The sequence below is a fragment of the Centipeda periodontii DSM 2778 genome (genome assembly GCF_000213975.1).
GTDB classification, from domain to species: domain Bacteria; phylum Bacillota; class Negativicutes; order Selenomonadales; family Selenomonadaceae; genus Centipeda; species Centipeda periodontii.
Map to the genome: position 1 here is coordinate 440,328 of NZ_GL892076.1, position 9,239 is coordinate 449,566.

Consider the following 9,239-nt stretch of genomic DNA (forward strand, 5'->3'; position numbering starts at 1 on the left):
TTCCCCCGCCAGAGCGGGGGAAGTGGCGAGCGCAGCGAGCCGATAGGGGCGCTCGTGCAGCAGCCCATTTCTCATGGATTCAGTGATTTGCCGCCTCGTAGATGGCAATCACATCCGCGCGCGTAAGCGGGTGGAAGTTGCCGAGACGAATGGTGTCGTTTGCCGTTGCGGCGCTCGCGATCTCCTCGATCGTCCCCTTCGTGAGCGTGCCAACACCAAGCCCCGCGAGGCTTGTCGGCATGTTGATCTCGGTGAAGAACGCCTCCATCCTGCGGATGCCCGCGCGCGCGCGTTCCTCATCCGTACCCGCGTCGACACCGAAGATCGCCGCGGCGAAGTGCGCAAAGCGCGCCGGATCGTCCGGATAGACGCGGCGTGCCCACGAGCCCCAGAGCGCCGTGAGCGTCATTGCATGCGTCGCGTCGTACCGCGCAGAGAGCTCGTGTCCGAGCTTGTGCACAGAGAAGTCCTTCATGCGCCCGAGCTCCGTAAAGCCGCTGTGCGATACGCTGCCGCACCACATGAGCTCGCTCATCGCGTCGTAGTCCTTGCGGCTGACGAGGAGGCGGCGTACGGACTCCATGACCGTGAGCAGCAGCTGCTCGGCGACGCGGTCGGTGAAGAGGTTCGACTCCTTGACGCTCGTAAAGTAGCGCTCCATCGTGTGCATCATGATATCCGACGCGCCCGCTGCAATCTGCTCACGCGGCAGGCTGAACGCGAGCTCGGGGTTCATAAAGGCAAAGACGGGACGGTTCAGCGGCGTGTTCAGCCCGACCTTGCGCCCCGTATCCTCGTTCGTGAGCACCGCCGAGTCGCTCGTCTCGCTGCCCGCTGCGGGGATCGTGAGGACGGAGCCGAACGGCATCGTCTTCGTGATCTCTGTCTTGCGCGTCCAGATATCCCAAATGTCCGTGGTCGGGTTCGCAATGCCGTGCGCGACCGCCTTTGCCGAGTCGATGACGCTGCCGCCGCCGACCGCGAGGATGAAGTTGACATCTGCCGCGAGTCCCTCGCGGATCGCCTCACGCACGAACGAGACGCGCGGATTCGGGCGCACGCCGCCCATGACGAGGAACGCCAGCCCCGCCGACGTGAGATTTTTCTCGATGCGCGAGAGCAGCCCCGAGCGCTCCGCACTGCCGCCTCCGTAGAGGATGAGCACGCGACTCGTACCGAACGCGCGCAGTTTCTCGGCGACCGCATTCTCTGCACCCCGCCCGAAGATGATCTCCGTGGGGCAGTGATAGGTGAAGCTTTGCATGAAAATCCTCCTCTGTATTCGTACCTGTAAGCACATTTATTATAGCAGAAATTGCAGAAAAAAAAGTTAATCTATTCCGAAGAAAACAGTTGCCAAAAGGGTTGAAAATTTCGTATAATAATAATCGGGCAAAGAAATTATTACGGTTATGTATAAGGAGGCTGAAAAATGAGTGCTGATCAAAGCAAAGAAGCCCAAAGAATTCATGAGGCAGAACAAAAGTTTGATCGGACACGGCGTCTTGTCGGGCTGTTCGGCGCACCAATCCTTGCCCTGTTGGTGTTCCTGACGCCCATCGACGGACTGACCGTGGAGTCACACAAACTGCTCGCCATCATGGTTCTCGTCGCTCTCTGGTGGATTACCGAACCGGTGCCCATCCCTGTTACCTCCCTGATCGGTCCGACGCTCGCCGTCGTCACCGGTGTCGTCACGGCAAAGGACGCGTACGCCGCCTTTGCAAACCCGATGATCTTCCTCTTCATGGGCGGCTTCATCCTCGCGAAGGCGATGATGGAACACGGGCTGGACAAACGGTTCGCCTACTGGCTGCTCGCGCGCAAGTGGGTCGGCTCGAATCCACGCCGCATCTTCCTCGCGATCGGTCTTGCCGCAGCGCTCTGCTCCGGCTGGGTCAGCAACACGGCAACCGCCGCGATGATGTTCCCGATCGCACTCGGACTCCTCGGCGCCATCAAGGAGATGATGGCAGCCAACGGCAAGGAGATCGACCTGCACGACTATAAATACGCGACGGGTCTGATGCTCATGACCGCGTATTCGTGTTCCATCGGCGGTGTTCTCACCCCGATCGGCACCCCGCCGAACATCATCATGCTCGGCTTCCTCGACCAGATGGCGAACATCCACATCTCGTTCTTCCAGTGGATGACATGGGGCTTTATCGCGATGGTCGTCTACTTCGTCATCACCTACTTTATCCTCATCCGTATGTTCCCGCCCGATGTGGAGCGCATCGACGGTGCCGAGGAGTTCATCCGCGCCCGCGTCGCGGAGCTCGGCGGCTGGACACGCGCGCAGAAGAACACGCTCGTCTGCTTCCTCGTCGCGGTCTTCCTCTGGGTCTTCCCGGGCATTCTCTCCATGACGCTCGGCAGCACCGCGCCGATCCTCAAGATGTATAACCACCTCTTCCCCGAGGCGGTCGCAGCAATGGTGGGTGCGCTGCTCCTCTTCCTCATGCCGATCAATTTCAAGGAGCGCCAGTTCACGCTCGAGTGGAAGGCAGCGGTGCAGGGCGTTGAGTGGGGCACGCTCATCCTCTTCGGCGGCGGTCTTGCAATGGGCGGTATGATGTATAAGACCGGGCTCTCGCAGTGGGTCGGCGACAAGATCGTCGGTATGCTCGGCGGTGATCCGTCCGAGTTCGCCCTCGTCGCGATCTTCTGCGTGATGTCTCTGCTGCTCTCCGAGCTGACGAGTCACACGGCTGCAACGAACATGATCGGTCCTCTCGGCATCACGGCTGCGATCGCGGCGGGCTTCAGCCCCGTGCACGTCGCCGTCGGTATCGCCCTGTCGTCCTCGCTCGGCTTCATGCTGCCGGTGTCGACGCCGCCGAACGCCATCGTCTACGCATCCGGCTACATCCCGATCACAAAGATGATCAAGACCGGTGTCTACATCGACTTCATCGGCATCTTCTGCGTGACGATCCCGCTCGCGATCTACTTCGTCGTCTGGATTGTGGGATAACAATACTTCCGTTTCTGCATCAAAAAGAGCCGCATAGAGCGGCTCTTTTTGATCGGAATATGTCATAACAGGCGGAAAGGGGAATCGCATGACTCCGTTTCTCTACTTTCTCGCGGCGGCAGGTGTGCTTGCGGCGCTCTTTGGATTGTGCGCATACGGGATGACATGGAGGGAGAACAGAAAACGCAGACGCAAAGAGGAACGGATCGCCGCGCTGCGACGGACGCTGACCCCGTATGATTTTTACCGTACGGTGCCCTCTGCCGTCAATCAATCGTTCTCATTCGGTCCTATGCAGGCGGGCGACCGTGTCCGCATACGGCGGGCGTTCACGGACTATAATGGGAACTGTTATGCGGCAGGTGAAGAATTTTTCTTCGCGTGCACGTATTTCCTGCCGTATGACGACGGCTACACCCTGTTCATTTCCTATGACGGCAGGGAAATCAGCTGCATCTGCCTCCAATTGCGTTCGGAAGCGCAGTGGGATATCTGCGTGGCTGCGGAGGAATATTTCGAGGTGATCCTTCCCCGTTTGTGACGGGCAGGCTTTTCATTTGGGGAACCCTGATAAATTCAGGCTTTCACCATCTCTTCGCCCTGTCTGTGTCAACAAGGGGCTGCGCTCCGAAGTCCCGGCTCCGGAACACAGCCCCTTTCTCCTGTGGTGACGCGTCTCAGTTCACGACATTCGTCGGCGTTCCCGCCATAAACGCGCGCACGTTGTCCGCCGTCATCTGCATGATACGCACGCGCGCCTCCTTCGTCGCCCACGAGATGTGCGGCGTGATGATGCAGTTCGGCGCCGTGAGGAGGACGTTGTCCGCCTTGATCGGCTCGGTGGATACCACATCGAGCGCCGCACATGCGACCTTGCCGCGCGCGAGCGCTGCGGCGAGATCCGCCTCCACAACGAGCTGCCCGCGGCTGTTGTTGATGAGGATGACGCCGTCCTTCATCTTCGCGATGTTCGCCGCGTTGATGATGCCCTCCGTCGCGGGGAAAAGTGGGCAGTGCAGGAAGATGAAGTCCGCCTCCCTGAAAAGCGTGTCGAGCGGCACATAGTCCGCAAGTGCCCGTCCCTCGGCACGCTCCGTCCTGCTGTAGGCAAGCACGCGGACGTTCATAGCGGAGAGGATGCGGGCGACCGCCATGCCGATGCGCCCGAAGCCGATGATGCCCGCCGTCTTGCCGCTGACCTCGATCAAGGGACGCTGCCAATAGCAGAAGTCGACGCTGTTCGTCCACTCGCCCGCGTGTACCGAGCGGTCGTGATGCCCGATGTGGGAGCACGCCTCAAGGAGGAGTGCAATGGCATACTGCGCGACGTTGTCCGTACCGTAGACGGGCACATTCATAACAGGAATGTTCTTTTTGCGCGCATACGCCGTATCCACAATGTTGTAGCCCGTCGCTAGGACGGCAATCGCCCTGAGGTTCGGGCAGGCGTCCATGACGGCGCGCGTGATCGGCGTCTTGTTCGTCACGGCGATCTCCGCGTCGCCGATGCGGCGGGCGATCAGCGGCGACTCCGTGAGCGACGTACGGTCATGCACCGTCAGCTCGCCAAGCGCGGCGAGCGGTTCCCAGCTGATGTCTCCCGGATTTTCGGCATACCCGTCGAGTACGACAATCTTCATTTGATCTCCTCCTGTCATGCGTTACGCAAACACCTACTCAATATGCAGCGGCTCCTTGTGCGTCGGCGGCGGGAACGCCCCGTCAATCGCCGCACAGTCCTCCGCCGTGAGATCAAACGCATCCGCGCCCGCGTTGCTGACGGCATGCTCCTTGCGGCCCGTGCGCGGAATGGCGATTGTGTTGCCGTCGCGGATTGCCCATGCAAGTGCGATCTGCACCGGAGTCGCGCCGTACTTCGCCGCAATCTCCGCGAGGACGCCGCTCCCGAGGAGGTCGCAGCCGAGCCGCCCCACCTGCGCGAGCGGGCAGTATGCCATCAGAGCGACATGGTGCTCCCGCATCCACGGCAGAAGGCTGTAGTCGATCCCGCGCGAGCCCATGTGGTAGAGCACCTGATTCACCGCGCAGTTCCTGCCGCCATCCACCGCCCACAGCTCCTCCATGTCCGCCGTGTCGAGGTTCGACACTCCCCACGCGCGGATCTTGCCTGCGGCACGTGCCTCCTCCATCGCCGTGACCATCTCCGCAAGCGGCCGTTCCCCGCGCCAATGATAGAGATAGAGGTCGAGGTAGTCCGTCCCGAGATGAGAGAGGCTGCGGTCGAGCGACTGCATGAGCCGCGTGCCGTATGCGTTCGACGGCATGACCTTCGACACGAGGAAGAGGCTGCTGCGGTCATACGGGCGGATCGCCTCGCCCACGAGCCGCTCGGAGCGCCCGTCGCCATAGTTCTCTGCCGTGTCAAGAAGGGTCATCCCCGCCTCGATCCCTGCCCGCAGCGCCTCCACCTCGCGATCATAGGTCGCAACCGCGTCCCCGAGGTACCACGTTCCCTGCCCGAGCGCGGGCACACACGCCCCGTTGGACAGCTTTACCATATGTTTCATCGCTTCATACGCCTTTCACACAGAAGGAGCACATACCTGTCAGGCAATGTGTCCCTTCCCCAATTCTGCTGCTTACAATTTTACCACGAATGCAGGGCATAATGAACGCCTCTGCATGATTTTCTTCCATTTATCAGCGATTTCTTAACGAACACCCCGACAGCACACGCCGTCGGGGTGTTTGACAGGGAATCGATCAGAACACGTAGTTTACGCCGACGAGGAAGGAGCGGCCGACGGTGTGATACGTGCCGTTGTTTGTATTGTCGCGGTGGTTGAAAATATTGTCCACATCGAACGTCCCCGTGAGATCGGGGGTAAAGCGATAGGCGACGTGGAGGTTCGAGGCAAGGAGATTCCCTGAGATGGGCGTGAAGGAGACGCGTTCACTGCGCGTACTGTTGTAGCCGCGATCGCCCCAGTAGCTGAGACTGAGCGCCGCCGAGAGGTCGCGGTTCTCGTAGGTCATCCCCGCAGTCAGCTGATAGCGGCCGAGTGCGCGCACCCAATCCTGCCCCGCCTTGTACTTGCGCTCAGGATTGCCGTAGGTCACGCCGCTGGCAAAGCCGAAATGCGCGTCCACATCCTGCGCATAGGAGACCTCGACGCCCGTATTGCGGTAGGAAGCGGCATTCGTCTGGTAGGTGATGCTGCCATTCTTCACGCCGACAATCTGATCGCGCACATCCGTATGGAATACCGTCGCGGTGAAGCGGCGCCCCTTGCCGTCGTATTTGTAGCCCGCCTCGTAGTTCCAGCCGGATTCCGGTTTCAGATCCGGATTCGGCACCATGACGGAGCTCGCATAGTAGAGGTTGCGGAAATGCGGCATGCGGAAGAATTTGCCGACGCTCGCATAGAGGGCACTGTCACGGCTGAGCCGCGTCGTCACCTGCAGCTGCGGGAGAAATGCGTTGTAGTCGCCCGCCGAGGACTTCACCCAGTCCTGCCGCATGCTGACGATTGCCGCCGTGACAGGGCTGAGGTCGCGGTCATAGGAGGCGACGATCGAGTACTCGTTCATGCCATAGGGACCGAATTTCGCATAGGGTTTGAGCGGACTGCTACTGTCGCTGAAACGCGCATATTTTCGATTCTGATTGACGTAGGTCTGCCGCTTCACCGAGATGCCGACAAGCGTCGTGCTCACATCGTCCTTCCAGACCTTCTTCACCTCCGTGCCGTAGTGTCGGTGGTGACTCTTCTCCCACTCCACAACATCGGGGCTCGCGGTGAAATAATCGGGGTTTTCGATCGCGCGAAAATTGTAGTAGGCACTGCCCGACCAGCCCTTCTTGTCGCTATAGGCAAAGTTCGCAAAATGCTCGTCGTCATCGTACCTGAAATAATGGAGAAGTTCTCCCGCCCGATCGTTATAGAGAATGGAGTGATTCTTTCCGCTATACATATAGGAAAGACGCATTTCGTCATTGATCTTGTACGTCAGATTGACATGATCCTTGCGGCTCTTACCAAAGGCAACCGCATAGGGTGTACTCACGCCGTTGATCTTCGTCGTATTCACGGCATCCGTCAGATTCCCCGTCTTGCCGTAGTACGAACGGCTCACGGCGATGCCGACCTTGCCGAGGTCAATGGTCGCGCCGTAGTCGCGCTGCCCGCGGTCGCCCGCCGCCACGTGCACGGTGTTTTTATACGACGCCTTCGTGATGACGTTGACGACGCCGCCGAACGCCTCCGAGCCGTAGAGCACGGAGCCGCCGCCCTTCACGATCTCCACCCGATCCACGGCGTCGAGGCTCATCATGTCGAGATGGCTCACGTTGTTGAACGAGGCGGGCACACCGTCGATCAGCACGAGCGTCCCATTCTCGATGCCGCGCAGATTCGTTCCCGCATTGCCCGTGATCCACGTCTGTCCATCGGGCCCCATGTTCGTGAAATACACGCCGTTCTTGAATTTCAGCGCGGAGATCACATCATGCGCCCCCGTCTTCTTCAGCTCATCGGCGGTATAGACCGTCGCATCCGCAGGGGTGTCAAGCGTTGCCTTCTCATAGCCCTGCGCCGTCACATTCACCGTAGGGGTCTCATAGCTCTGCGGCTCATCTGCCTGTGCCGCAAACGGGAACGCGCAAAGCACGCACGAGAGTCCTGCCATCCATTGTTTCTTTCTCATATGCCCTCCTTGAAGATAGATGTTCGAAGCGCCCCTTTCCCCGTACCGACGGGGGAGGCTGTCATGTTCCCGCTGCGACGGACAGATGTCGCTCCACGGGCTGCTCGATTGCATCCCCATAGGCGAGGTGTGCGAGATCCTGCGCACCGAACACCATATCCTGCGAGGAGTTGTAGATATAGCCCTCGTGCGGCCGCACGATCCGCTGCTCACGAATCGCCTTCACCGTTTGGAGTGCGGGATCATCCAGATACTCACGGTTGAACTTGTCGATGTCGTAGCGGCCATGTGCCGTCCAGACGGGCACGATCAGGATGTCGGGATCCACTGCGAGGATGTGCTCCTTCGTCAGCGGCTGACCTGCCTCAAGACCGATCACGGCTGCTCCGTTTGTGACCCCCGCCATCGTGCAGAGATGATCGAAGAGACCTCCCTTGCTCCCGAACGTCGGTGACATGGAGATGACGAGCACCGTCTTGCGCGCATCGGGCGGAATCGCCGCAACGCGTTCCGCAAGTGCGCTGCGCTCCGCATCGAACGCGGCGAGGAGCGCCGCTCCCTTTTCCTCCTCACCGAGCGCGGCAGCGACAAGGCGGACAGCATCATGCAGTTCCTCTGCGGAGTGCGGCTTTTTGCACGCAACGACCTTGATCCCCATATCGCGCAGCGTGTCGCAGACAGCGGCATCCCTGCCCGCATCGAGAAAGATGACATCGGGGCGCAGCGCCATGACCTGCTCCGCCGAGGGATGGTTCAGCTTCACGGGAATCGTCTCCGCGATCCCTACGATGTTCGAGCTGTTCGGATCGTCCGCGAGATAGTCGATCCCAACGAGGTGCTCCGGCGGCAGCATCCCCAGCACAATGCTGTCCAGCCACAGGGCAAAGTTCAGCACACGTACAGGCTTCTCCTCGAACGTGACCACCTGCCCCTGTGCGTCCGTTACCTGATAACCGCCCGCCCGTTCAGCAGGCACAGAACCGCAGCCAAGCACCGAGAGAATGAGGACAAGAGCAAGCATCCCCTCAACAAAACGCATGTGCCTCCCCCTCTCTATCCGCGTCCCTCTTCGTCTCCGGCTCCATCTGCGCCGCACCATGCAAAAGCCCCGTCCACGGCAGACGGGGCTTTCTCACACGAAAAAAGCCTGCCGACCTGTCCATCGCAGGATGCAGAGAAAGGCTGCGTCCCCCATGGGGTGCAGCACTCCGGCGCACGAGATTCGGTAGGTCTTCTGGCTCTGCTTCCTCGTCTGCTCCGCCTTCCCGGTTGCCCAGTGACGTATTGGAGCATTCTCAGCATTACAGCGGCGGGACCGCATCGGCTTATGAAGTCGCAGCCCTGCGCTGCGCTCCCCGATTTCCCTGTTACGCCCCGAGGGGCACCGAATCTGCTTATGAAGTTTGAGCAAATCTGAATTGTAGTATAATTAAAAGCAATGCAATCTGTCAAGGGCTTTTACCCAATGCGCCGTAAAGCCCCGCCCTTTAGGGCTGGGGATATAAGGCGCGTCCGCCGAATTTGTGCAAGCATTTGAAGGCGGACATTTGATTTTTGCTTTTCTTTGCAGTAATCTTTCATTGATGGGATG

Annotated in this window: 7 protein-coding genes and 1 riboswitch; of the genes, 2 read left to right on the plus strand and 5 right to left on the minus strand. The window is 59.9% G+C overall.

Features of this window, described 5'->3' with window-relative positions:
- Nucleotides 1-79: 79 nt before the first annotated feature.
- Nucleotides 80-1,264, minus strand: a complete 1,185-nt coding sequence (locus tag HMPREF9081_RS01930) for an iron-containing alcohol dehydrogenase (protein WP_040394258.1) — start codon at nucleotides 1,262-1,264, stop codon at nucleotides 80-82.
- A gap of 168 nt (nucleotides 1,265-1,432) precedes the next feature.
- Here HMPREF9081_RS01930 and HMPREF9081_RS01935 point away from each other — a divergent pair, with 168 nt between their 5' ends.
- Entirely contained in the window at nucleotides 1,433-2,980 is a 1,548-nt protein-coding gene (locus HMPREF9081_RS01935) for an SLC13 family permease (RefSeq protein WP_006305235.1), read from the plus strand.
- A gap of 88 nt (nucleotides 2,981-3,068) precedes the next feature.
- Entirely contained in the window at nucleotides 3,069-3,521 is a 453-nt protein-coding gene (locus HMPREF9081_RS01940) for a DUF3601 domain-containing protein (RefSeq protein WP_006305236.1), read from the plus strand.
- 136 nt (nucleotides 3,522-3,657) lie between these two features.
- Here HMPREF9081_RS01940 and HMPREF9081_RS01945 read toward each other — a convergent pair whose 3' ends face one another.
- From HMPREF9081_RS01945 to HMPREF9081_RS01960, 4 genes are all read right to left on the minus strand, one after another.
- Entirely contained in the window at nucleotides 3,658-4,620 is a 963-nt protein-coding gene (locus tag HMPREF9081_RS01945; protein WP_040394261.1) for a D-2-hydroxyacid dehydrogenase, read from the minus strand.
- A gap of 33 nt (nucleotides 4,621-4,653) precedes the next feature.
- Entirely contained in the window at nucleotides 4,654-5,508 is an 855-nt protein-coding gene (locus HMPREF9081_RS01950) for an aldo/keto reductase (RefSeq protein WP_006305238.1), read from the minus strand.
- Between the two features lie 196 nt (nucleotides 5,509-5,704).
- Nucleotides 5,705-7,648 (minus strand): TonB-dependent receptor plug domain-containing protein, encoded by a 1,944-nt coding sequence (locus HMPREF9081_RS01955; protein WP_006305239.1) that lies wholly within the window; start codon nucleotides 7,646-7,648, stop codon nucleotides 5,705-5,707.
- Between the two features lie 61 nt (nucleotides 7,649-7,709).
- The gene (locus tag HMPREF9081_RS01960) at nucleotides 7,710-8,687 is read right to left on the minus strand and encodes an ABC transporter substrate-binding protein (RefSeq protein ID WP_006305240.1); all 978 of its coding nucleotides are present in this window, start codon (nucleotides 8,685-8,687) and stop codon (nucleotides 7,710-7,712) included.
- Nucleotides 8,688-8,855: 168 nt separating this feature from the next.
- Nucleotides 8,856-9,052: riboswitch (cobalamin riboswitch) on the minus strand.
- Between the last annotated feature and the right edge of the window lie 187 nt (nucleotides 9,053-9,239).

What these genes read in the sequence shown, in the direction of transcription:
- HMPREF9081_RS01930 (WP_040394258.1), bottom strand. Translation starts at nt 1,264, where the DNA reads ATGCAAAGCTTCACCTATCACTGCCCCACGGAGATCATCTTCGGGCGG.
- HMPREF9081_RS01935 (WP_006305235.1), top strand. Translation starts at nt 1,433, where the DNA reads ATGAGTGCTGATCAAAGCAAAGAAGCCCAAAGAATTCATGAGGCAGAA.
- HMPREF9081_RS01940 (WP_006305236.1), top strand. Translation starts at nt 3,069, where the DNA reads ATGACTCCGTTTCTCTACTTTCTCGCGGCGGCAGGTGTGCTTGCGGCG.
- HMPREF9081_RS01945 (WP_040394261.1), bottom strand. Translation starts at nt 4,620, where the DNA reads ATGAAGATTGTCGTACTCGACGGGTATGCCGAAAATCCGGGAGACATC.
- HMPREF9081_RS01950 (WP_006305238.1), bottom strand. Translation starts at nt 5,508, where the DNA reads ATGAAACATATGGTAAAGCTGTCCAACGGGGCGTGTGTGCCCGCGCTC.
- HMPREF9081_RS01955 (WP_006305239.1), bottom strand. Translation starts at nt 7,648, where the DNA reads ATGAGAAAGAAACAATGGATGGCAGGACTCTCGTGCGTGCTTTGCGCG.
- HMPREF9081_RS01960 (WP_006305240.1), bottom strand. Translation starts at nt 8,687, where the DNA reads ATGCGTTTTGTTGAGGGGATGCTTGCTCTTGTCCTCATTCTCTCGGTG.